This is a genomic window from Parvibaculum sp. (assembly GCF_049671045.1).
GTDB lineage: Bacteria > Pseudomonadota > Alphaproteobacteria > Parvibaculales > Parvibaculaceae > Parvibaculum.
In genome coordinates, this window is the sequence record NZ_JBATUH010000015.1 from 1 (window position 1) to 21,365 (window position 21,365).

The following is a 21,365-nucleotide window of genomic DNA, read 5'->3' on the forward strand; positions in this document are numbered from 1 at the left end:
GGCGAGCGTCGGCGCAAGGCCAGCGGCGCCGACAATGCCCGCCATCACCCAGTCGGCCTGGCGGAGCGCCGCCTCGATGACCGCATCGCGGCCCGCGCCCGCCTCGATGCCGGTCCCTTCGAGCCCCGCCTTGAGGTCCGGATAAAGGGTCGCATCGCCGATCACGGCAAATTGCGGGCGCAGACGGCGCGCCTGTTCGATCAGTGCACCGACATTCCTGTTCGCGACGAGCGCGACGAGATCGAAGCGCTCCCGCTCCCTCTCGATCAGGTCGAGCGTCGAGCAGCCGATGGAGCCCGTCGATCCGAGCACGGTGACGCTGCGCCGCGCTTCGCCCGCGCTGCGGCCGGCTTTACGAAGTTCTGCCGTCAGAACCAAATCAGTACTCCCGCGCCCGCGCTCGTGCCGCCGTGAAGGAGCGACAGCAGGGCAGCCCCCGTGGCCACCGCGACCAGGCCATCGACCCGGTCGAGAATGCCTCCATGCCCGGGGATGAGCTTACCCGAATCCTTCACGCCCGCGCGCCGCTTCAGGGCGGATTCGCCAAAATCTCCCGCCTGCTCGATCACCGCGAAGGGCAGACCGAGCAGCGCGAGCACGATGGCCGCGCCCGCGCCCAGGTCGAGCAGATAGGCGCTCGCCGCGCCCACCGTGGCGGCGCCCGCCATGCCGCCAATGAGCCCCGCCCAGGTCTTCTTGGGCGAGAGGCGCGGCCAGATCTTAGGCCCGCCAATGGTCCTGCCCGTGAAATAGGCAAATGTGTCGATCGCCCAGACCGTGCCCAGAAGCCAGAAAATTACCGCCCGCCCGAGGCTCGGGTCCGAGCGGAGCCAGACGATGGAGATGACGGGGATAACCAGATAGGGATAGGCGAGAAAGGCAGCCCAGAGCGGCTCGCCGCGCCAGAGCCGGACCGCAAGCGAGAGACAAAGCCCGGCCGCGCCCACGATCAGCGCCACCACGGCGAGGTCGGCGGCGGTCAGGGCGACCGCGGCGACCGCACAGATGGCGAGGCAGATGCTCTCCCGGCGCTGGCCACCCGGCAGGAGCCAGGACAATTCGACCGCCATGGCGATGCTCGCCGCGCCGATCAGCGCCGCGAAGGGCCAGCCCCCGATCCAGGCGATGGCCAGGGCCAGCGGCGCGAGAATGATGGCGGAGAGAACCCTCGTTCCGAGGTCGCTCGATTTGGCCTGCGATGCGGGCTCGGCCATGGTCACGACCCGGCGCTGCCGACAGCGCCGAAGCGGCGCTCCCGGAGGTTGAATTCCATCACCGCTTCCCTCAGCCGCTCCGGCGTGAAGTCGGGCCAGAACACATCGGTGAAGACGAGCTCCGAATAGGCGCTCTGCCAGATGAGGAAGTTCGAGAGGCGCTTCTCGCCGCTCGTGCGGATAACGAGATCGGGGTCGGGTACGCCCGCCGTGTCCAGATGGGCGGAGATCGTCTCCTGCGTGATCGTCGCCGGGTCGAGACGGCCGGCCTTCACCTCGCCCGCGATCCGGCGCATCGCCGCAACGATCTCGTTTTGCCCGCCATAGTTAAAGGCGATTATGAGCTTCAGCCTGTCATTGTCGCGCGTAAGCGCCTCGGCCTCCTCGATGAGTGCAACGATGTCCAGCTCCAGATGATCGCGCTCGCCGATGATGCGGACATGAACCCCGTTCTGATGAAGCTCCGCCAAGTCCCTGCGGATAAAGAGGCGAAGGAGGCCCATGAGGTCGCTGACCTCCTCAGCTGGGCGCTTCCAGTTCTCGGAGCTGAAGCCATAAAGGGTCAGATACTCGATGCCCATCTCACCGGCGGCGCGCACGATGACGCGAACCGCCTCGACGCCCTGCCGGTGCCCGATCTTGCGCGGAAGATGGCGCTGCGCCGCCCATCGACCATTGCCGTCCATGATGATGGCGACATGCCGAGGCACTTCCACGGCCTTCGGTTCGTTTGCCGGCTGGTCGGAAGTTCGTTTCACCTGGTCAGGCTTTCCAACGACATTTCATATGGTTAGCGGCACTTGTTCATCAATTCAGGGAACAGCGCCTCACACCTGCATGATTTCGGCTTCTTTGTGGGCCAGCGCCGCATCGACCTCGGCGATGACCTTGTCCGTGAGCTTCTGAACCTTGTCGGTGCCGGCCTTGTGGTCGTCCTGCCCCATATGGCCGTCCTTCTCGAGTCGCTTCAGCTCGTCCATGGCGTCGCGGCGCACGTTGCGGATGGCGACACGCGCCTGCTCGGTATATTTGGCCGCGATCTTGGCAAGCTCCGTCCGGCGCTCCTGATTGAGCTCGGGGATCGGGAGGCGGATGAGCGTGCCGTCCACGACCGGATTGAGGCCGAGGCCGGAATTCCTGATCGCCTTGTCCACCGCCGAAACCATGCCCTTGTCCCAGACCTGGATGGTGAGCATGCGGGGCTCGGGGACGCCGACGGTGCCGACCTGCGTCAGGGGCATCGTCTGGCCATAGGCCTCGACCGTGATGGGATCGAGGAGGCCGGCCGAAGCCCGGCCGGTGCGCAGGCCAGCGAAATCCTGCTTCAGGGACTGGAGCGCGCCACGCATGCGCCGCTCAACATCGGCAATATCGAGAGTCTTCTGTTCAGCCATCTTATCCTTCCGGGCTTTTGTTGATGTTCCGGTTCAAGCTGCGTCACTGATGATAGTGCAGCGGCCCGCGCCTGTCAGAACGTTCACGAAACCGCCATCGTCGTGGATCGAGAAGACGATGATGGGGATGTCATTTTCTCGCGCCAGCGCGACGGCGGAGGTATCCATCACCTGCAGATCCTTGGTGAGGACATCCATGTAAGTGAGCCTTTCATAACGCTCGGCATCCTTCACCTTGTGCGGATCGGCGGAATAGACACCATCGACCTGCGTCCCCTTCAGAAGGGCGTTGCATCCCATCTCTGTGGCGCGGAGCGCGGCGGCCGTGTCCGTCGTGAAGAAGGGGTTTCCGGTCCCCGCAGCGAAGATGACCACCCGCCCCTTTTCCATGTGTCGCACGGCACGGCGGCGAATATATGGCTCGCAGACGGTCATCATGGGGATGGCGGAGAGAACCCGCGTCGGCACGCCGAGACGCTCCAGCGAATTCTGCATGGCGAGCGCGTTCATGACGGTGGCGAGCATGCCCATATAGTCGGCGCTGGCGCGCTCCATGCCCTTTGCCGCGCCCGACAGCCCGCGGAAGATATTGCCCCCGCCGATCACGAGGCAGACCTCGGCGCCTATATCCGTCGCCTGCTTGATCTCGCGGGCGATGCGATCGACTGTCTCGACGTCGATCCCATATTGCTGCCTGCCCATGAGGGCCTCGCCCGAGACCTTGAGGAGAACGCGCTTGTAGATGGGCTTTCGGGACATGCAGGGGCGCTTCCGATGGACAGATGGGGACATGCGGGGCGGTTACCCCCGTGACCGGCCCCGATGCCCCGGCGGGCGAATCCAGACCGGCCTGCATGACAATAGCGCCCCCAACGCCGTTCGGCGAAGGGGGCGCATGTCAGATTCCGGAAAGATCAGCCGCGAGCGGCTGCGGCCACTTCGGCGGCGAAGTCCGTCTCGGCCTTCTCGATGCCCTCGCCAAGGGCGAAGCGGACAAAGCCGACGACCTGGATCGGCGCGCCGACACCGGCTTCGGCATTCTTGACTGCCTTTTCGACGGTGTTGTCGGGATCGACCACGAAGACCTGCGAAAGGAGAACAACTTCCTCGTAGAACTTGCGGATGCGGCCCTCGACCATCTTCTCGATGATGTTGTCGGGGCGGCCCGATTCCTTCGCCTCGGCGATAAGAACGTTGCGCTCGCGCTCGACCACGGCCGGATCAAGTTCCTCGCGGCGGGTGGCAAGCGGGCTCGTCGCGGCGATGTGCATGGCGATCTGCCTGCCGAGCTCGGCGAGCTTCGCCTTGTCGCCGGCGGATTCGAGACCGACCAGCACGCCGATCTTGCCGAGGCCCGGCACGACCTGATTGTGCATATAGGCGGCGACGACGCCCTGCGAGACGCTCATGGAGGCAACGCGGCGGACATTCATGTTCTCGCCGATGGTGCCGACCTGCTCGGTGACGTAATCCTTCACCGATTTCGTGGCGCCCGGATAGGTCGTGGCGAGCAGCTTGTCGAGATCGCCTTCCACGCCGAGCGCGACCTGAGCGATATCGGAGACCATCTTCTGGAACTGATCGTTGCGGGCGACGAAATCCGTCTCGGAGTTGACCTCGACCAGCGCACCGCGCGTGCCGTCGGCGACGACGCCGACAAGGCCCTCGGCCGCCACGCGGCCCGACTTCTTGGCCGCCTTGGCGAGACCCTTGGTCCGCAGCCAGTCGATCGCGGCCTCCATGTCGCCCTTCGTCTCGTTCAGGGCCGACTTGCAGTCCATCATGCCCGCGCCGGTCTTCTCGCGGAGCTCCTTCACCATGCCTGCAGTGATCTCAGCCATTCCCATATCCTCTCAAGCTTAAAATGCGTACGCTCCGGCAACGCCCGAGGGTGCTGCCGGAGCCGAAATCGTCACGCAGGCGACTGGGCCGTTCAGCCCGCCGCCACTTCGCCTTCAGCCGGAATGTCGGCAGCCGGTTCGACTTCCGCACCCACATCCAACCCCGAAGCGATGTGGCTCTGCGAGATGCCGTCGATGACCGCGCGGGAGACGAGGTCGCAATAGAGCGCGATCGCGCGGGCGGCGTCGTCATTGCCCGGCACCGGATAGGCGATGCCATCCGGGTTCGAGTTCGAGTCGAGGATGGCGATGACCGGGATGCCGAGCTTGCGGGCTTCCTCGATCGCGATCGTTTCCTTGTTGGTGTCGATCACGAACATGATGTCCGGCAGGCCGCCCATGTCCTTGATGCCGCCAATGGCGCGCTCGAGCTTCTCGCGCTCGCGGCTGAGGTTCAGCAGCTCCTTCTTGGTGAGGCCGCGCGTCTCGCCCGCCAGCATCTCGTCGAGCTGACGAAGGCGGCGGATCGAGTTCGAGATCGTCTTCCAGTTGGTCAGCGTGCCGCCGAGCCAGCGATGGTTGATGTAGTACTGGGCGCACTGACGGGCAGCGAGGGCCACGGGCTCGGAGGCCTGGCGCTTCGTGCCGACGAAGAGGACGCGGCCGCCGGCGGCGATCACGTCGCGGACAGCGACGAGAGCCTGATGAAGCAGCGGCACGGTCTGCGCCAGGTCGATGATGTGGATGTTGTTACGGTCGCCGAAGAGGAACGGGGCCATCTTCGGGTTCCAGCGGTGGGTCTGGTGGCCGAAGTGAACGCCGGCTTCCAGCAACTGACGCATAGAGAATTCAGGGAGTGCCATGACACTCTTGCTCCTTTTCCGGTTGGACCTCCGCGGGGGAAAGAACGGCCGGAAACCGGCCGCACCGGACCGACGAACCCTATGTTGCCCTCGAAACACGCCCCTTTGAGGGGCAGCACCGAGCGGGCGTGGGATCGCCGAACCCCGCGTGTGGAATGGCGCGGGTATAGGGGGAATCGAAGAAATTGGCAAGGGTCGCAGGGTCTTAGGGGCCGAAAAACGTGCTCCATGAGGGCGTTCGCCTAGATCTCCTGCACCTCGATGACCCCGGTCACCGATTTGATCGCGCCCCGGATCTGGGGCGTAACCTTGTAGCCGCCGGGGAGTTTCAGTTCGACCTCGCGCCCGCCCTCGCCCATGAGCACCAGCGAGACGAGGCCCCGGCCCCTTTCGGAAAGCCGGGATTTCAGCGCCGCTAGGGGCTCCTCCGCATCGACGAAGATCTTCATGCCAGCCGCCGCGTTCGCCACCACCTCGTCGACCGCACGGACGGACTGGGCGCGGAGCTTCACCTCGTCATTGGAGCGGTCGATCTCGACCGAGATGACGACCGACCTGCCGGGCTCCATCAGGTCGCGCGACTGGCCGAGCACTTCGGAGAAGACGACGATCTCGAACTGGCCGCTCGGGTCCGAGAGGCTGAGAAAGGCGAAGGGGTTGCCCTTCTTCGACTTGCGCTCCTGCTTCGCGGTGACGGTGCCCGCCACGAGCTCGGCCTGGTTGCCGCGCGCGATCAGCTCCGCATAGGTGACGACATTCGAGCGGCGCAGCGCCGTCTGGTAGTCGTCGAGCGGGTGGCCGGAAAGGTAGAAGCCGATCGCGTTGAACTCCTCATTGAGGCGCTCGATCGGCGTCCAGCCATCGACATTGGGAAGCGCCGGATTTGCGACCCTGGCCCCTGTCGCTTCGCCGAAAAGATTGTTCTGCCGGGACTCGCGCTCCTCCGCCGCCGCGCTCGCAGTTCCGAGCACGAGATCGACGGCCGCCAGCACCTGCGCGCGATTTGGGTTCAGACAATCGAAAGCCCCTGCCCGCGCGAGGTTTTCATAGGCGCGCTTGTTGATGAAGCGGGGATTGATGCGGCGGGCGAAATCGAAGAGGTCGCGGAAGGGCCCGCCCTCCTCGCGCACCTCGACGAGATGATCCATCGCCTGCCGGCCGACATTCTTGATGGCGGAGAGCGCGTAGATGATGTCGCCATCCTTCACCGCGAAGACGCTTTCGGACTCGTTCACGCTTGGCGGCCTGATCCTGATGCCGAGACGCTGCGCGTCCTGCTTGAAGATGTTGAGCTTGTCGGTGTTGCCGAGGTCGAGGCTCATCGAGGCGGCGAGGAACTCAACCGGGTGGTTCGCCTTGAGCCACGCCGTCTGATAGGCGACGAGCGCATAGGCGGCGGCGTGCGACTTGTTGAAACCGTAGCCTGCGAACTTGTCCACCAGCTCGAAGATGTTTGAGGCTTGCGTCTTGTCGATGCCCTTGGCGATGGCGCCGGTCACGAAGCGCTCTTTCTGCGCATCCATTTCCGCCTTGATCTTCTTGCCCATGGCGCGGCGCAGAAGGTCGGCTTCGCCGAGCGAATAGCCGGAGAGGATCTGCGCGATCTGCATCACCTGCTCCTGGTAGATGATGACGCCGTTCGTCTCCTTCAGCACGGGCTCCAGCAGCGGGTGGAGATAATCGGGCTCCTCCCGCCCCTGCTTGCAGTTGATATATTTCGGGATGTTGTCCATCGGGCCGGGGCGATAGAGCGCCACGAGCGCGATGATGTCCTCGAAGCGGTCGGCATTGAGCTTGCGGAGCACGTCGCGCATGCCCGAGCTTTCAAGCTGGAACACGCCGACCGTCTCGCCGCGCCCGAGCATCTCGTAGGTCTTGCGGTCATCGAGCGGCAGGTGCAGCAGATCGATCCCGATCCCGCGCCGCGCGACGAGCTTCACCGCCTGATCGAGCACGGTGAGCGTCTTGAGCCCGAGGAAGTCGAATTTGACGAGGCCGGCGGGCTCCACCCACTTCATGTTGAATTGCGTGACCGGCATGTCGGAGCGCGGATCGCGATAGAGCGGAACAAGCTCGTCGAGCGGCCGGTCGCCGATGACCACGCCCGCCGCATGGGTCGATGCGTGGCGATAGAGCCCTTCGAGGCTCTGGCCGATTTCGAGAAGCTTCGCCACGGCCTCTTCGGCTCTCTGCGCCTCCTGAAGGCGCGGCTCGCCCCTGATCGCCTCGGCCAGCGTCACCGGGTTTGCGGGATTGTTCGGCACCAGCTTGCAGAGCCGGTCGACCTGCCCGTAGGGAAGCTGCAACACGCGACCCACATCGCGCAGCACGGCGCGCGCCTGCAGCTTTCCGAAGGTGATGATCTGCGCCACCTGATCGTAGCCATAGCGCGCCTGCACGTAGCGGATCACCTCGTCGCGCCGGTCCTGGCAGAAGTCGATGTCGAAGTCCGGCATCGAGACGCGCTCGGGATTGAGAAAGCGCTCGAACAGAAGCCCGAAGCGCAGCGGGTCGAGATCGGTGATGGTGAGCGCCCAGGCGACCACGGAGCCCGCGCCCGAGCCACGGCCCGGCCCGACGGGAATGCCATGCGCCTTCGCCCATTTGATGAAGTCGGCAACGATGAGGAAGTAGCCCGGGAAGTCCATCTTGATGATGACGTCGAGCTCGAAGCGCAGCCGCGCGCGATATTCCTCCTCCGGACAAACCGGCGTGACCTGCGCCAACCGCGCGGTCAGCCCCTCTTCCGCCTGCCGCCGCAGCTCCTCCGCCTCGCTATGGTCGACGCCGAATTTCGGCAGGATGGGCTTGCGCGTGCGCGGGCGGTAGGCGCAGCGCCGGGCGATCTCGATCGTGTTCGCGATCGCCTCCGGCAGATCGTCGAACAGGGCCGCCATCTCGGCCTGCGTCTTGAAGCGGTGCTCGGGCGTCAGGCGCCGACGGTTTCCCTGCGTGACATAGGCGCCCTCCGCGATGCAGATCATCGCATCATGGGCCTCGAACTCGTCTTCCCGCGCGAAATAAGGCTCGTTCGTCGCCACCAGCGGCAGCTCATGGGCATAGGCCATGTCGATGAGAGCCGGTTCAGTCTGGCGTTCCACATCGAGATCGTGGCGCTGCAACTCGACATAGAGCCTGTCGTCGAAAATCGACTTCAGCCGGAGCAGCAGATCCTCCGCGGCGGGCCGCTGCCCGGCCGCGAGCTTCCGGTTGACGATGCCCGCGGGGCCGCCCGTCAGGCAGATCAGCCCCTCGTGATGCGCGGCCAGCAGATCGAGCGATATGTGAGGGGGCTCGCCCGCCTCGGGCCCCAGAAAGGCCCGGCTCGAAAGCTTCATCAGATTGCGGTAGCCGGCCTCGTCCTTGGCAAGGAGCGCCAGCGTGCCGGAAATGTCGCGCCGCGGGCCCCTGCCCGGCTCGTCCTCGTCCTCGATGAGGAGGGGCAGCGTGCAGCCGACGATGGGCTGGATGCCCGCGCCGGCCAGCGTTTCTGAAAACTCCAGCGCGCCGAAAAGATTGCCCGTGTCGGTCAGGGCGACGGCCGGCATGCCGTCGGCCTTGCAGAGCTTGGCGATGTCCTTGACGCGGATCGCGCCTTCCAGCAGCGAAAAGGCCGAATGGAGGCGCAGATGGACGAAACGGAGCATTGAGTCGGACATGCGCGACATTGTCTGGCCCCGCTTGCCCCCTGTCACCTGCCGCGATCAGGGAAACCGCGAATAGTTGTGGACAAGGCCACCGCCCCGCATCGGGCGTGCGCCTCAGCTCTGGAGCAGCGACCGGGCGATCTCAGCCCAGGTCCCGGCGACCCAGACGAAAGCGCCGATCGACGCCAGCGCCGCCACGTCCTTCAGCCAGGGATTTCTCCGTGCATCGGCTGCCTTCGCGACCAGTTCACTCATGACCCTCTCCGTTCATGGAATGTTCTGATGCGGATTGTTCCTGTTCTGTTCACATCTGTCAAGGGGGTCAGGATCGGCCGCGCCCGCCTCCCGCCGGCCGTCCGCAACTGGCCAGCAGGGCTTCGGCGGCCTTGCTGAGCCGCCTTTCGCGGTGGCGCAGCGCGAGATAGGGCCGCGCCGGCATGTCGACGTCGAGCCGACGAAGCGTCCCCGCCTCGAGGCCGGGGGCCGCCACCAGATCGGAAAGTCCGGCAACGCCCGCCCCCGCCTCGACGGCCGCGCGGACCGCCTCGTTCGACGGCAGTTCTAGCGCGATCTCCCGCGCATGAACGGGAAGCTTCATCGCGGTGAGCGCCGCCTCGACCTCCGAGCGTGTGCCGGAACCAGCCTCGCGCACGACCCAGGCCGCCCCGGCAAGCTCGGCAAGGCCGACCCGCTTGCGCCGGGCGAGCGGATGGCTCGCACCGACGACGAGAACGAGCCGGTCGGCGCCGACCTCGACGGAGGCGAGCGCGGGAATTTTCACGGCCCCTTCGACGAAGCCGAGATCGGCGCTGCCCTCGAGCACCGCGCGGGCGACGGTTTCGGTGTTTCCGGCGGCAAGGCGAACCTCGATGCGCGGATATGCCTCGCGAAAGCGCACGAGCTGCGCCGGAAGCCAGTAGCTCGCTATCGTCTGGCTCGCATGAACATTGAGCGTGCCGCGCCCGAGCGAGCCAAGCTCGCTCAGCATCAGCTCCGCGGCATGGGCCCGCGCCAGCACGGCGCGCGCCTCGTCGAGAAAGAGGCGGCCCGCCGCCGTCAGCTCGATGTGCCGCCCCACGCGGTCGAAGAGCCTCGTATCGTGCCGCGCCTCGAGCGCGGCGATGGCCGAACTCACCGCCGACTGAGTCAGGCCGAGTGCCCTCGCCGCGCGCGTTACATGCTCGCGCTCCGCGACGGCGACGAAAATTCGCAACTGGTCAAGGGTCACGTGGGCGCGGGTCCTTGCGACGGAAATGGCGGGCAAGCATTACATGGCGACAGCCGCCATCGCCAGACCGAAGCCGGTGATAAAAAGCCAGGAAGATGCCCCGAGCGCCAGCGGCCTCATGCCCTTGGCCCTGAGCTTGGCGATGTCCGTCTCGAGGCCCATCGCAGCAAGCGCCATGGCGAGCAGAAAAGTGGTGATCGCCGCAGCATCGGCCCGGATGGCCTCGGACAGCGGCATCACGCTGTTGAGGCCGACCATCAGGAGAAAGCCGAGGGCGAACCAGGGCGCCGTCACCCGGCCGCTGCCAGTGGCCTGCGTCCCGCCACGCCGCCAGAGCGAGGCGAGCAGGATCACCACGGGCGCGAGCATCAGAACCCGCGTGAGCTTGACCACGGTGCCGAAATGGCCGGCGGCCTCCCCTTGCGCGAATGAAGCCGCGACGACCTGCGCGATCTCGTGAATGGAAGCGCCCGCCCAGAGGCCATAGGCATGAGGCGCGAGTTGCAGCCACGCATTGAGCAGCGGGAAAAGCAGCATCGACAGCGAGCCGAAGATCGTCACGCTCGCCACCGCATAGGCCACGTCCTCGTCGGCCGCATCGACCACCGCATTGGCGGCGACCACGGCCGAGGCGCCGCAGATCGAGGTGCCGGCGGCGATGAGCGCCGTCAGCGGCCGCGCGACGCCGAGCCGCCTGCCCGCCCATGTGGTGAAGAGGAATGTCGCGCCGAGCGTCAGCGCCGTTACGAATATGCCCGCAAGGCCGACGCTTGCGATCTGGCTCGCCGTCAGTTGCAGGCCGAGCAGCACAATGGCCGCGCGCAGAACGCGCCGCAGCGCGAAGCCGACGCCCGGCTTCGCCGCCGCAGGCGTGCCGATGAAATTGTGGATGGCCGTGCCGAGCAGGATCGACAGGATGAGCGGGCTGAGGCCGGCAAGCCCCGCGAAGCGGTGAAGCGCCATGGCGAGGGCGGCGATCGCGGCGGTCAGCAGAAGGCCCGGAAGCATGCGCGCGCCCTGGGCGCGGATGCCGGGCCGTGCTTCCGCGGCACCGGCCGATCCCGTTTCATCCGCCGCTGGCGCGGCCGCATCGCTCGCAGGCATGACGATCTCCCTCGATCACCGATGACGAGGAAGATGCGAGGACGCCGCCGCCGCGTCCAACGCATTGCAGCACTCGTTTCATTCGAGGGAATCGATCAATCGTCGGGCGCTCGGCGCGCGGACGTCAGTAGTGAGCGGCGACGTCCGCGCCTTCGAGGAGGCGCCCTTCATGCAGCAGCACGGCGCGGTCCATATGCGTGGCAAGGTCGAGATTATGCGTCGCGATGAGAGCGGCGACGCCCTGCGTGCGGCAGACTTCCAGAAGCTCGTTGAAAACCATGCGCGCGGTGCGCGGATCGAGATTGCCGGTCGGCTCGTCCGCAAGCAAAAGCCGCGGCCGATTGGCGAGCGCCCGCGCGATCGCCACGCGCTGTTGTTCGCCTCCCGAAAGCTCCGCGGGCCTGTGCGTCGCACGGGCCGCGAGCCCCATGCGGTCGAGAAGATAAAGGGCGAACTCATCCGCCGCCTTGCGCGGCACGCCCGCGATCATCTGCGGCAGCACGACATTTTCGAGCGCCGAGAACTCGGGCAGAAGATTGTGGAACTGATAGACGAAGCCCAGTTCGCGGCGGCGAACGGCGGTGCGCAGATTGTCTCTCAGCGGAATGCAGTCCCGCCCCGAGATGAAGACCTGCCCCGCATCCGGCGCTTCGAGAAGCCCCGCAATATGCAGCAGCGACGACTTGCCCGAGCCCGAAGGGCCGACCAGCGCCACGATCTCGCCCGCCCAGATGTCGAGCGCCGCTTCCTCGAAGATGCGAAGCTCCTCATCGCCCTGCCGATAGATGCGCGTGATCCCGCGCAGGCTCAGCACCGGATATTCGCTCGCGCCGTCGCTCGCCATCACTCGTACCTCAACGCTTCGACGGGATCGAGCGACGCGCCGCGCCAGGCCGGATAGAGCGTCGCGGCGAATGAAAGGAAGAGCGCCATGCCGACGACGGCGGCGACCTCGCCCGCCTGAATTTCAGCCGGCATGTGGCTCAGGAAATAGATTTCGGGCGAGAAAAGCTCGGTGCCAGAAAGCTCCGACAGCCACTTCCGCAGCGTCTCGATGTTGAGGCAGAAGAGCGTGCCGAGCAGGAAGCCCGCAATGGTGCCGACGACGCCGATCGAGGCGCCGGATATGAAGAACACGCGCATGATCGCGCCGCGCGTCGAGCCCATGGTGCGCAGCACGGCGATGTCCCGTCCCTTGTCCTTCACCAGCATGATGAGGCCAGAGACAATGTTGAGCGCCGCGACGATGAGGATGAGCGTGAGGATGAGGAACATCACATTGCGCTCGACCTGCAAGGCGCTGAAGAAGGTCCTGTTCGTCTCTTCCCAGGTGATGACATCGCAGCAGGGACCGACCGTATCGGCAACGGGTTTCACGAGCGCCTTCACGCGGTCGGGATTCTGCACCTTGATTTCGAGCGCTGTGACGCCGTCGCCCGTGCGGAAATATTGCTGCGCCTCCTGAAGCGGCATGAAGATGAAGCTCGCATCATATTCCGACATGCCGATCTCGAAGATCGCGGCGACGTTATAGGCCTTGACGCGGGGCGCTGTGCCGAAGGGCGTGATCGCGCCGCGCGGCGAGAGCAGCGTGACGCTGTCGCCGACCGAGAGGCCGAGATTCTTCGCAAGGCGCGCTCCTATGGCGATGCCATCGCCATTGTCGAAACCGTCGAGCGAGCCGAGCAGAATGTGATCCGAGACGACCTTCAGTCGCCTGAGGTCCTTTTCGTGCAGGCCGCGCACCAGCGCGCCCTGCGCATTGCTGCGGCTCGAGGCCATGACCTGCCCTTCGACCATCGGCGTCGCGCTGACGATGCCGCTGATCTTTTCGAGCTTGCTCGCGACCGCGTCGAAGTCCGTCACATAGCTCGTCACGCCGCGCACGAACATGTGCCCGTTGAGACCGAGTATCTTGCCGAGAAGCTCGGTGCGAAAACCGTTCATCACCGACATGACGATGATGAGCGTCGCGACGCCAAGCATGATGCCCGCGAAGGAGAAGCCGGCGATGACGGAGATGAAGCCCTCGCGGCGGCGCGCCCGCAGATAGCGCATGGCAAGGAGCCATTCAAACGCCCCGAAGGGCAAGCTCCTGCCCCGGCCTCTGGGGGTGGTGTTGGCGAAGCCTTGAGCTTCCATGTCCTCTTCCCGTCGTGCGCCCGCCCGACTCGTTCTGCCGGCTCAGCCTATCAGTTTGTTGAGCGCCGCCTCAGGCGAAAGTTCGACGCGCTCGCCCGTCGCCCGGTTCTTTAGTTCGACGACCCCGTTCTTGAGGCCGCGCGGCCCCACCACGAGCTGCCAGGGCAGGCCGATCAGGTCCATGTTGGAGAACTTGGCGCCCGCGCGCTCTTCCGTGTCGTCATAGAGAACGCTGACGCCCGCCGCTTCGAGCTTGCCGTAGAGATCCTCGCAAGCGGCATCCGCCTCGGCGTCGCCCTGCTTCAGATTGACGAGGCCGACGCGGAAGGGCGCAACGCTCTCCGGCCAGATGATGCCGCTTTCGTCGTGGCTCGCCTCGATGATGCCGCCGACGAGGCGCGACACGCCGACGCCGTAGGAGCCGCCATGGATCGGCCGCTCGACGCCGTCGGGGCCGGACACGACGGCCTTCATCGCCTCCGAATACTTGGTGCCGAAATAGAAGATCTGCCCGACTTCGATGCCGCGCGTGTTCACCCGCTTGTCGGCGCTGACCTCGCGCTCGAAGCGCTCGGGATCGTGCACGTCCTCGGTCGCGGCATAAAGCTCCGTCCACTGCCGGATGATGGGCGTGAGGTCGCCGTCATAATCGACATCCGCGCCGGGACTGGGAAGATCGAGCACGTCCTTGTTGCAGAAGACGCCCGACTCGCCGGTTTCCGCGAGAATGATGAATTCATGGCTCAGATCGCCGCCGATGGGCCCCGTCTCGGCGCGCATCGGGATCGCCTTCAGCCCCATGCGCGCGAAGATGCGCAGATAGGCCACGAACATGCGGTTGTAAGAGAGCCGCGCGCCCGCCTCGTCGAGATCGAAGGAATAGGCATCCTTCATCAGGAATTCGCGGCCGCGCATCACGCCGAAGCGCGGACGCTGCTCGTCGCGGAACTTCCATTGCGTGTGATAGAGGTTGAGCGGCAGGCTGCGATAGGAGCGCACATAGGCACGGAAGATTTCCGTGATCATTTCCTCATTGGTCGGACCGTAGAGCAGCTCGCGCTCGTGGCGGTCCTTGATGCGCAGCATTTCCGGCCCGTAGGCGTCGTAGCGGCCGCTCTCGCGCCACAGATCGGCAAGCTGAAGCGTCGGCATGAGAAGCTCGACGGCACCTGCCCTGTCCATTTCCTCCCGCACGATCTGCTCGATGTTCCGAAGCACGCGGTGCCCGAGCGGCAGCCAGGCATAGATGCCGGCCGCCTCCTGCCGGATCATGCCGGCGCGCAGCATCAGGCGGTGCGAGACGATCTGGGCCTCGGCGGGGTTTTCCTTGAGGGTGGGCAGAAAATATCTGGAAAGGCGCATGATTACCGTGGCCTCGAAGGCCGTCCTGGGGGGCGAATTGGGGCTCAAGTATTAGGGGGTCGCGCCGGGCTTGGCAATGTAGCCAACCGGACGATCCAAAGCCCCGCCCGGGGCCTGCCGCAATCCTGCCTCAGCGCTCGGCCGAGAGCCTGCCCGTCAACCCCGTGAGATAGGCTTTTACGTCGACCTCGGGCGCCTCGGCGACGCCGCGCCCGGTCTCGAGCCCGAAGGGTCCTCGCTCCAGTTCCTCGAGGCTCGATCCCATCTCGACGTCATAAGTCCGGTCGATCTGGTTGCGGAGGGGCTGCTCGGCCTCGTACCAGCGCGTCTTGAGCGCCCCGTCCGGACAGGAGGCAAGCTCCGTCGGATCGCTCGCGCCCCAGCGGCGCTCCACGCAGTGATAGGGGTCGAAGGAGAGCTTGAAGAGCCGGTGGACTACATCGTCGATGGTCAGCGTCACCTTGGACCCATCGGTCTTGCGATAGGTGATCGGGCAAGCGGCATCTTCCTGATTGTAGGCGCGCAGGAGATCGCCGGGCAGGTCCGCACCCCCATATTGCAGGCGCGGCGCGTTCGCCTCCTTCATGCGGATGAATTCGCGCGTCTGGTCATACATCTCCTTGAACGCCGTCTTGAGCCGCGCGTCGCGCGAGGGCGTCGAATAAAGCTCCCAGACGCCATCCGTGCCGTAGATATTCCGCGGCAGGCGGCCGGGTTGCGGCATGGAAGTGGTGCGGCCTTCATTTCGCGCGATCTCGACGGCCTGCTTTCGCGCCTTCAGATCCTGGCAGAGGGTCTGCATCATGACGTGCATCTCCTCGACGGGCCTGTATTCGAGGTCGCCGACCGAAAGCCGCGCGCGCAGATAGGTGTAGAAATCCATCTGCTCGCCATCCCTGACGAAATTCGCAAGCGCCCAGAGCGAGGGATTGGTCGGCGGGTTGCCCGTGTATTGTTCGAGCGAGAATTCGGGAATTTCGGAATTGGGCGTGCCGACGATGCGGCCGCCGACCAGCGTGCCATCGGCCAGGCGCTTCGCGCCCGCCAGCCGGATCGGGCGCCAGTTCTGGAAGATCGAGCCGAGTTCCGGCCCCGTGCGCAAGAACTCGCGGCCGACAAAGGTGCGGTCGAGTGTATGGTCGGGATGCGAGGAGAAGATCAGGATGCGTCCGCTCTCCTCCACCTTCCAGACCATGGCGACATGGCCGTTCACGTCATAGGCGACGGTCCCCGGTCTGATCGCCTCCCGGTCGAGGCGCGGCGAATACATGTCGGTGAACATGGTCGCGCTGTCCGAGGTCGCATCGTGCCGGAACATCGCCGTCGAGACGGTGTTGACGATCTGGTAGAGGAGCGAAATGGCGGGGACGCCCTGAGCGGTCGCCGGCACGGAACTCCGCCCCACGACGCGATTGCCGCTCGACGAATAGCGAATGTCGCCCCCCGGCCCGTCATTCGATTGCATCGCGCTCTGCCAGGCGAAGGGAAGACCGTTCTTCCAGGCGTAATAGGCGCGCAGGAAATAGGGCACGTCGGCGCAATCGACAAGGAACGTCACCTTGGGATCGGTATGGCGATAGGGATTTGCCGGGCTCTTGATGCAGGCGTCGATGGTCCAGCAATCTTCCGCGCCGAGCCGCGTCACGAAGTCCTGCCAGCCCTTCTCGTCCGCCTCGTCCCAATGGTCCTTGGTGATGCGCCAGCTCGTCATCACGCCGGCCTCGGCCGGCAGCACCCACAGGAACAACGCAAGAAGGCCAATGACGGCCCGCGCCGCCCCCGCTGTCGCCAAACGCATGTCTTCCCCCGCCAGCCCGCTTGCGAGACTCGGCGGCGCCCCCTCGCTTGTCAAGGAAGCGGGCGACGGAAAACATGGTTAACGGATGATCAGTCGCCGGATTTCCGGCGCTGACGCGCGCAGGCCTCCGCGAGAGCGTGGCCCGCGCCGCTCACCTCCGCGCCATCGACGGAGACGCGGCCGGTTTTCGTGTCGATCTCGACCGTCGCAACCTCGAACGAGGAATCGGGGCTGTATTTCGGATTGGCGGCGCCAAGCGGCGCGATCCTCACCTGAAACGTGTATTGCGTCCGCGGCTCGATCCCGTAGCCGCCGCCAAGATCGGCGGGCGCCACCGCGCTGCCATCCGCCGCGACGCCGGGCTTGTAGTCCGCCTCGCCGTTCGGGAGATAGGTCGCAAGCGCCGCGCATCCCTCCCCGCCGATCTCGACCACCTGAAACGGCGCCTCCGCGCCCGCAAGCTCTTCAGCCGAGGCGGGGGTAAGGGCCGCCGCCAGAATGACGGCGAAAAGAGCCAGATGTCCGGGTCGTGTCATGTCTTCGATCCTGCGCCCGCGCGCTTAAAGATATCTTTCCGGAGCGCCGCGTCTTGGTCAAAATGCGCGCCGCCGCGAGGGGCGGTCCGGAGGGAAACGATGACTGACGTGCCGACAGGCGGGCAAGGCCGCACTGTTCTCGACCGCTTCTTCCAGCTCGCGGAGAACCGCAGCAGCATCCGCACCGAGGTTCTGGCCGGCGTCACCACTTACCTCGCCATGGCCTATATCATCTTCGTCAATCCGGCGATCCTGTCCGGCGCGGGCATGGATTTCGGCGCCGTCTTCGTCGCCACCTGCCTTGCCGCCGCGATCAGTACGCTGATCATGGGCCTTTATGCGAACTATCCCGTGGCGCTCGCTCCCGGCATGGGGCTCAACGCCTATTTCGTCTTCGTCGCCGTGCCGGAACTCGGCGGCGACTGGCGCGTGGCGCTCGGCTGCGTGTTTCTTTCAGGCGTGCTCTTTCTCGCCCTCTCGCTTTCGCCGCTGCGGGAATGGCTCATCAATTCGATCCCTCGCTCGCTCAAAAGCGCAATAGCGACCGGCATCGGCTTCTTCCTCGCGCTGATTGGGCTCAAGAACGCAGGCATCGTCGTCGCCGATCCGTCAACGCTCGTGACCATGGGCAAGCTCACCCAGCCCGCCCTCTTCGCCGCCGCTGGCTTCGTCGTGCTGGCGGCGCTCCAGGCGCGGCGCGTGCCCGGCGCCATCATCATTTCCATTCTCGCGGTCACGGCCGCGGCCATAGCACTCGGATATCAGCCGTTCGCGGGTATTGCGTCGGCGCCGCCCTCCCTCGCCCCGACCTTCCTGCAAATGGACCTCTCCGGCGCGATCAGGGCGGGCTTCGTCACCATCGTCTTCGTCTTTCTGCTCGTCGACATTCTCGACACGGCGGGCACGCTCGTCAGCGTCGCCGACCGCGCGAACATGCTCGATGCGGAAGGACGCCTGCCGCGTCTGCGCAAGGCGATGGTCGCCGATTCCTCCGCGAGCATCATCGGCGCGATGCTCGGCACATCGACGACGACGAGCTATATCGAAAGCGCCGCGGGCGTCGATGCCGGCGGGCGCACGGGGCTCACCGCCGTTGTGGTGGGGCTGCTCTTCATCGCGAGCCTCTTTCTCGCGCCGCTCGCTGAGGCCGTGCCGATCTATGCGACGGCGCCCGCGCTTCTCTTCGTCGCCTGCCTCATGGCACGGAGCCTCGCCGATATCGCATGGGACGATGTGACGGAGGCAGTTCCTGCCGTCGTCATGGCGCTTGCCATCCCGCTGACCTTTTCCATCGCCAGCGGAATCGGCATCGGCATCCTCACCTACGTTGCCGTCAAGGTGCTGGCGGGACGGCCGCGCGAAGTGAACGGCGCCGTGCTCCTCATCGCGGTTGCTTTCGCGATCAAGCTCGCCTTGCAATGAAGCGCAAGAGACATCGCGATACTGATTCCTGAAATTGCGCCAAAAGCGATTTTCTCATGAGAAAATTTCGTGACACGCTCAAGATGCGTAGTTATAGTGCTCACAACAAAGGGGACGGCGCGGAAAGCGCGGCCCAAGTTTAGGGAGGGAACGCTGACTGCGGTGGCGACACAATGCCGCCGGAGGCGCGACAAAGAGGGAACACTCATCAAGCAAGGCCACGAAAGTGGACCTTGCTTTTTTTTGTCCGCAGTTTCGCTTTTGCTGTCTCTGCTTCGCGCGTCCGAGGCGGCGGCGAAGCTCAGTTCGCCGGCTGGCCGTCGGTGGGGCCGTACCAGTCGTGGAGTTCCGGCAGGAAAGGGATGCTGTCGAAGCTGATCGGCTGATAGGTGTAGATATAGGCGACGACGCACCAGAGAACGGCGGCGATGATCGTCGTGATCAGCGCCTTGCGGAGGAGCCGCGGACGAACGGGCGCGCTCGCATCCGTCCCGTCGGTAACGGCGCCCTCCTCATGCTGCGAAACGATGCCCCAGGGCAGCACGGCAAACAGCACCGTCCACCAGATGACGAGGTAGATCGCAAGTCCTGCCGTCAAAGTCATGCTGTCACCTCAGGCAAGCGCGCCCCGGGGCCTTTGGCCTCAGGCCTGCTCCAGTTCGACCAGCGTACCGAAAAGATCCTTCGGGTGCAGAAAAACGACCGGCTTTCCATGCGCGCCGATCTTCGGCTTGCCCGTTCCAGTAATGGTGATGCCTTCGGCATTCACGCGCTCGCAGGCCGCGTTGATGTCGTCCACCTCGATGCAGATATGGTGGATGCCGCCCTTCGGGTTCTTGGCGAGGAAGCCGGCGATGGGCGAGTCTTCGCCCAGAGGCTCCAGAAGCTCGAGCTTGGTGTTGCCGAGATCGACGAAGACGGTCGTGACGCCGTGATCGGGCTGCGGCACCGCCTCCGACACTTTCGCCCCGAACTTCTTGCGATACATGTCGCCGGCCGCGCGAACGTCGGGAACCGCAATCGCAACATGGTTGAGCTGACCGAGCATGGATGCCTCTCTATCCGAAGGATGAATTTCGTTGGTTCATGTTTAGAGCGGCTCAAAGCTGTGGGCAAGCACCCTAGATCCGGATCACCGCGACCTCGACCTGGGCCTTCTTGCCCCATTCGCGCCTGAGCGCCCCCCGGACGGCCCGCCGCAGAAGCTCCGCGACCGCATCATCGTCGCCTCGCCGCTTGGGCGGCAGTCGGTCCAGCGCCGCGTCGATCGCGTCGAGCGCACAATCCTCGAAGCTGACGCCGTGCCCATCTTCCTCCGGCAGGCCCATCAGCCGCACCTGAGGGTCGCCCCTCACCTTTCCGTCCCTGTCGAGCACGAGGCTGACGAAGACCGCCCCCGCAAAGGCGAGCTTGCGGCGCTCCTGAACGGCGCCCTCATGGGCATCTATCAGCACGTCGCCGTCGAGATAGAGGCGGCCCGCCGGCGCCTCGTCTATGACCTCGGCGGGTCCCGGCGCGAGGCGCAGCATGAGGCCGTTTCGCAGCACCACCGCTTCGGGCACCTGAAGCTCGCGCGCGAGCACGGCGTGCTCGGCGATGTGACGCGCCTCGCCATGCACGGGCACGGCCACTTGCGGCCTCACCCATTGATACATTCGGGCAAGTTCGTCCCTGCACGGATGGCCCGAGACGTGAACGAAATGATCCCGCTCGGTGATGACGCGAATACCCCGCTCGGCAAGCCGGTTCTGGAGGTCGAAAATCGACGCCTCATTGCCGGGAATGATGCGCGAGGAAAAGATGACCGCATCGCCTTCCGAAAGCGCGATGTTGGGATGCGTGTCCTCGACGATGCGGGCAAGCGCCGCGCGCGGCTCGCCCTGGCTGCCGGTGCAGAGATAGAGGACCTTGTCGCGCGGGAAGTAGCCGGCATCGTGTTCCGTGAGGAAGGGCGGCAGATCGGCGAGATAGCCCGCGTCCTGCGCCGCGCCGACGACGCGGAACATGGAGCGCCCGACCAGCACGACGCGGCGGTCGCATGCGGCTGCCGCCTTGGCGATGCTCTCGAGCCGCGCGACATTGGAGGCGAAGGTCGTCACCGCGACGCGCTGCGGGCAGGCGCGGATGACTTCGACGAGGCTCTTGGCGACATCGGCCTCGGAGCCGGAGCTGCCGGGCGAAAACACATTGGTCGAATCGCAGACGATGGCGCGCACGCCCTCGTCGCCTATTTCGGTAAGGCGCTTCACATCCATCTCGTCGCCGACCAGCGGGTCGGGGTCGATCTTCCAGTCGCCTGTGTGAAGCACGAGACCGAGCGGCGTGCGGATCGCGAGCGCGTTGGGCTCGGGGATCGAGTGCGTCAGCGTCACGAGTTCGATGTCGAAGGGCCCGAGCGCGAAACGGCTGCCGAGCGGCACGACATTCATCGGCACATCGTTCTCGATGCCCTCTTCGATGAGCTTCGCGCGCACGAGCGTCGCCGTGAATGGCGTCGCGTAAACGGGGCATCGCAGCCTGGGCCAGAGATGCGCGACGGCACCTATGTGATCCTCATGCGCATGAGTGAGCACGATGCCGAGAAGCTCGTCGCGCCGCTCCTCGATGAAGGCCGGGTCCGGCATGATGAGATCGACGCCCGGCGTGCGCTCATCGCCGAAAGTGACGCCGAGATCGACGATGATCCATTTGCGGTCGTCCTCGGGCCCGAAGCCGTAGAGATTCAGATTCATTCCGATCTCGCCCGTGCCGCCAAGCGGCAGGAAGACGAGTTCGTCCCGATGCGTCGATCGTCGTTCTGCGGAAGCCATGTCT

The 21,365-nt window shown here is 65.4% G+C and carries 19 protein-coding genes and 1 pseudogene; 1 reads left to right on the plus strand and 19 read right to left on the minus strand.

Features of this window, described 5'->3' with window-relative positions; genetic code table 11:
• From WBG82_RS00830 to WBG82_RS00905, 16 genes and pseudogenes are all read right to left on the minus strand, one after another.
• A pseudogene (locus WBG82_RS00830) lies at positions 1-378 on the minus strand (1-deoxy-D-xylulose-5-phosphate reductoisomerase); the annotation flags it as partial.
• Positions 369-1,214: a phosphatidate cytidylyltransferase gene (locus tag WBG82_RS00835; protein ID WP_424420201.1), complete on the minus strand. Its 846-nt coding sequence runs from the start codon at positions 1,212-1,214 to the stop codon at positions 369-371. The gene WBG82_RS00835 and the pseudogene WBG82_RS00830, both read right to left, overlap by 10 nt.
• Before the next feature lie 2 nt (positions 1,215-1,216).
• Complete coding sequence (locus WBG82_RS00840; RefSeq protein WP_424420203.1) at positions 1,217-1,972, minus strand: isoprenyl transferase; 756 nt, start codon at positions 1,970-1,972, stop codon at positions 1,217-1,219.
• A 69-nt stretch (positions 1,973-2,041) separates the two neighbouring features.
• Positions 2,042-2,608, minus strand: coding sequence for a ribosome recycling factor (gene frr / locus WBG82_RS00845; RefSeq protein WP_424420205.1), 567 nt, complete (start codon positions 2,606-2,608; stop codon positions 2,042-2,044).
• 33 nt (positions 2,609-2,641) lie between these two features.
• Complete coding sequence (gene pyrH / locus WBG82_RS00850) at positions 2,642-3,367, minus strand: UMP kinase (RefSeq protein ID WP_424420207.1); 726 nt, start codon at positions 3,365-3,367, stop codon at positions 2,642-2,644.
• 155 nt (positions 3,368-3,522) lie between these two features.
• Positions 3,523-4,449 carry a translation elongation factor Ts gene (gene tsf, locus WBG82_RS00855; protein ID WP_424420209.1) on the minus strand — a complete coding sequence of 309 codons (927 nt, stop codon included), beginning with the start codon at positions 4,447-4,449 and terminating at the stop codon, positions 3,523-3,525.
• Between the two features lie 92 nt (positions 4,450-4,541).
• Entirely contained in the window at positions 4,542-5,312 is a 771-nt protein-coding gene (rpsB, locus tag WBG82_RS00860) for a 30S ribosomal protein S2 (RefSeq protein ID WP_424420211.1), read from the minus strand.
• Positions 5,313-5,554: 242 nt separating this feature from the next.
• Positions 5,555-8,971: a DNA polymerase III subunit alpha gene (dnaE, locus tag WBG82_RS00865; protein ID WP_424420213.1), complete on the minus strand. Its 3,417-nt coding sequence runs from the start codon at positions 8,969-8,971 to the stop codon at positions 5,555-5,557.
• 102 nt (positions 8,972-9,073) lie between these two features.
• Complete coding sequence (locus tag WBG82_RS00870; RefSeq protein WP_324298521.1) at positions 9,074-9,214, minus strand: hypothetical protein; 141 nt, start codon at positions 9,212-9,214, stop codon at positions 9,074-9,076.
• A gap of 67 nt (positions 9,215-9,281) precedes the next feature.
• On the minus strand, positions 9,282-10,187 hold the full coding sequence (locus WBG82_RS00875; protein WP_424420216.1) for a LysR family transcriptional regulator: 906 nt from the start codon (positions 10,185-10,187) through the stop codon (positions 9,282-9,284).
• Between the two features lie 39 nt (positions 10,188-10,226).
• Positions 10,227-11,291: a YeiH family protein gene (locus WBG82_RS00880; protein WP_424420218.1), complete on the minus strand. Its 1,065-nt coding sequence runs from the start codon at positions 11,289-11,291 to the stop codon at positions 10,227-10,229.
• Between the two features lie 124 nt (positions 11,292-11,415).
• A complete protein-coding gene (locus WBG82_RS00885) occupies positions 11,416-12,135 on the minus strand; it encodes an ABC transporter ATP-binding protein (RefSeq protein ID WP_424420220.1) in 720 nt (239 codons plus the stop codon).
• Positions 12,135-13,433 carry a lipoprotein-releasing ABC transporter permease subunit gene (locus tag WBG82_RS00890; protein WP_424420222.1) on the minus strand — a complete coding sequence of 433 codons (1,299 nt, stop codon included), beginning with the start codon at positions 13,431-13,433 and terminating at the stop codon, positions 12,135-12,137. The genes WBG82_RS00885 and WBG82_RS00890 overlap by 1 nt, the downstream gene beginning before the upstream one ends.
• Positions 13,434-13,475: 42 nt before the next feature.
• Entirely contained in the window at positions 13,476-14,795 is a 1,320-nt protein-coding gene (gene proS, locus WBG82_RS00895) for a proline--tRNA ligase (RefSeq protein ID WP_424420224.1), read from the minus strand.
• 130 nt (positions 14,796-14,925) lie between these two features.
• A complete protein-coding gene (locus WBG82_RS00900) occupies positions 14,926-16,593 on the minus strand; it encodes a hypothetical protein (RefSeq protein WP_424420226.1) in 1,668 nt (555 codons plus the stop codon).
• Between the two features lie 89 nt (positions 16,594-16,682).
• Positions 16,683-17,129, minus strand: coding sequence for a hypothetical protein (locus WBG82_RS00905; protein ID WP_424420228.1), 447 nt, complete (start codon positions 17,127-17,129; stop codon positions 16,683-16,685).
• Between the two features lie 99 nt (positions 17,130-17,228).
• Between WBG82_RS00905 and WBG82_RS00910 the strand changes: the two genes are divergently transcribed.
• Positions 17,229-18,551, plus strand: a complete 1,323-nt coding sequence (locus tag WBG82_RS00910) for an NCS2 family permease (protein ID WP_424420230.1) — start codon at positions 17,229-17,231, stop codon at positions 18,549-18,551.
• A 301-nt stretch (positions 18,552-18,852) separates the two neighbouring features.
• On the opposite strand, the gene WBG82_RS00915 is transcribed toward WBG82_RS00910, so the two are convergent.
• The 3 genes from WBG82_RS00915 to WBG82_RS00925 all read right to left on the minus strand — a co-directional run bounded on the left by WBG82_RS00915 (position 18,853) and on the right by WBG82_RS00925 (position 21,361).
• The gene (locus WBG82_RS00915) at positions 18,853-19,155 is read right to left on the minus strand and encodes a DUF1467 family protein (RefSeq protein ID WP_424420232.1); all 303 of its coding nucleotides are present in this window, start codon (positions 19,153-19,155) and stop codon (positions 18,853-18,855) included.
• Positions 19,156-19,194: 39 nt separating this feature from the next.
• Positions 19,195-19,599, minus strand: coding sequence for a methylmalonyl-CoA epimerase (gene mce / locus WBG82_RS00920; RefSeq protein WP_424420234.1), 405 nt, complete (start codon positions 19,597-19,599; stop codon positions 19,195-19,197).
• 73 nt (positions 19,600-19,672) lie between these two features.
• On the minus strand, positions 19,673-21,361 hold the full coding sequence (locus WBG82_RS00925) for a ribonuclease J (protein ID WP_424420236.1): 1,689 nt from the start codon (positions 21,359-21,361) through the stop codon (positions 19,673-19,675).
• Positions 21,362-21,365 lie beyond the last annotated feature (4 nt).

Excerpts from the sequence above, each read along its gene's own strand:
- rpsB (WP_424420211.1), bottom strand. The coding sequence starts at position 5,312 with ATGGCACTCCCTGAATTCTCTATGCGTCAGTTGCTGGAAGCCGGCGTT.
- WBG82_RS00910 (WP_424420230.1), top strand. The coding sequence starts at position 17,229 with ATGACTGACGTGCCGACAGGCGGGCAAGGCCGCACTGTTCTCGACCGC.
- mce (WP_424420234.1), bottom strand. The coding sequence starts at position 19,599 with ATGCTCGGTCAGCTCAACCATGTTGCGATTGCGGTTCCCGACGTTCGC.
- WBG82_RS00885 (WP_424420220.1), bottom strand. The coding sequence starts at position 12,135 with ATGGCGAGCGACGGCGCGAGCGAATATCCGGTGCTGAGCCTGCGCGGG.
- WBG82_RS00905 (WP_424420228.1), bottom strand. The coding sequence starts at position 17,129 with ATGACACGACCCGGACATCTGGCTCTTTTCGCCGTCATTCTGGCGGCG.
- dnaE (WP_424420213.1), bottom strand. The coding sequence starts at position 8,971 with ATGTCCGACTCAATGCTCCGTTTCGTCCATCTGCGCCTCCATTCGGCC.
- WBG82_RS00890 (WP_424420222.1), bottom strand. The coding sequence starts at position 13,433 with ATGGAAGCTCAAGGCTTCGCCAACACCACCCCCAGAGGCCGGGGCAGG.
- WBG82_RS00835 (WP_424420201.1), bottom strand. The coding sequence starts at position 1,214 with ATGGCCGAGCCCGCATCGCAGGCCAAATCGAGCGACCTCGGAACGAGG.
- pyrH (WP_424420207.1), bottom strand. The coding sequence starts at position 3,367 with ATGTCCCGAAAGCCCATCTACAAGCGCGTTCTCCTCAAGGTCTCGGGC.
- WBG82_RS00880 (WP_424420218.1), bottom strand. The coding sequence starts at position 11,291 with ATGCCTGCGAGCGATGCGGCCGCGCCAGCGGCGGATGAAACGGGATCG.
- tsf (WP_424420209.1), bottom strand. The coding sequence starts at position 4,449 with ATGGCTGAGATCACTGCAGGCATGGTGAAGGAGCTCCGCGAGAAGACC.
- WBG82_RS00900 (WP_424420226.1), bottom strand. The coding sequence starts at position 16,593 with ATGCGTTTGGCGACAGCGGGGGCGGCGCGGGCCGTCATTGGCCTTCTT.
- proS (WP_424420224.1), bottom strand. The coding sequence starts at position 14,795 with ATGCGCCTTTCCAGATATTTTCTGCCCACCCTCAAGGAAAACCCCGCC.
- frr (WP_424420205.1), bottom strand. The coding sequence starts at position 2,608 with ATGGCTGAACAGAAGACTCTCGATATTGCCGATGTTGAGCGGCGCATG.
- WBG82_RS00925 (WP_424420236.1), bottom strand. The coding sequence starts at position 21,361 with ATGGCTTCCGCAGAACGACGATCGACGCATCGGGACGAACTCGTCTTC.
- WBG82_RS00915 (WP_424420232.1), bottom strand. The coding sequence starts at position 19,155 with ATGACTTTGACGGCAGGACTTGCGATCTACCTCGTCATCTGGTGGACG.
- WBG82_RS00870 (WP_324298521.1), bottom strand. The coding sequence starts at position 9,214 with ATGAGTGAACTGGTCGCGAAGGCAGCCGATGCACGGAGAAATCCCTGG.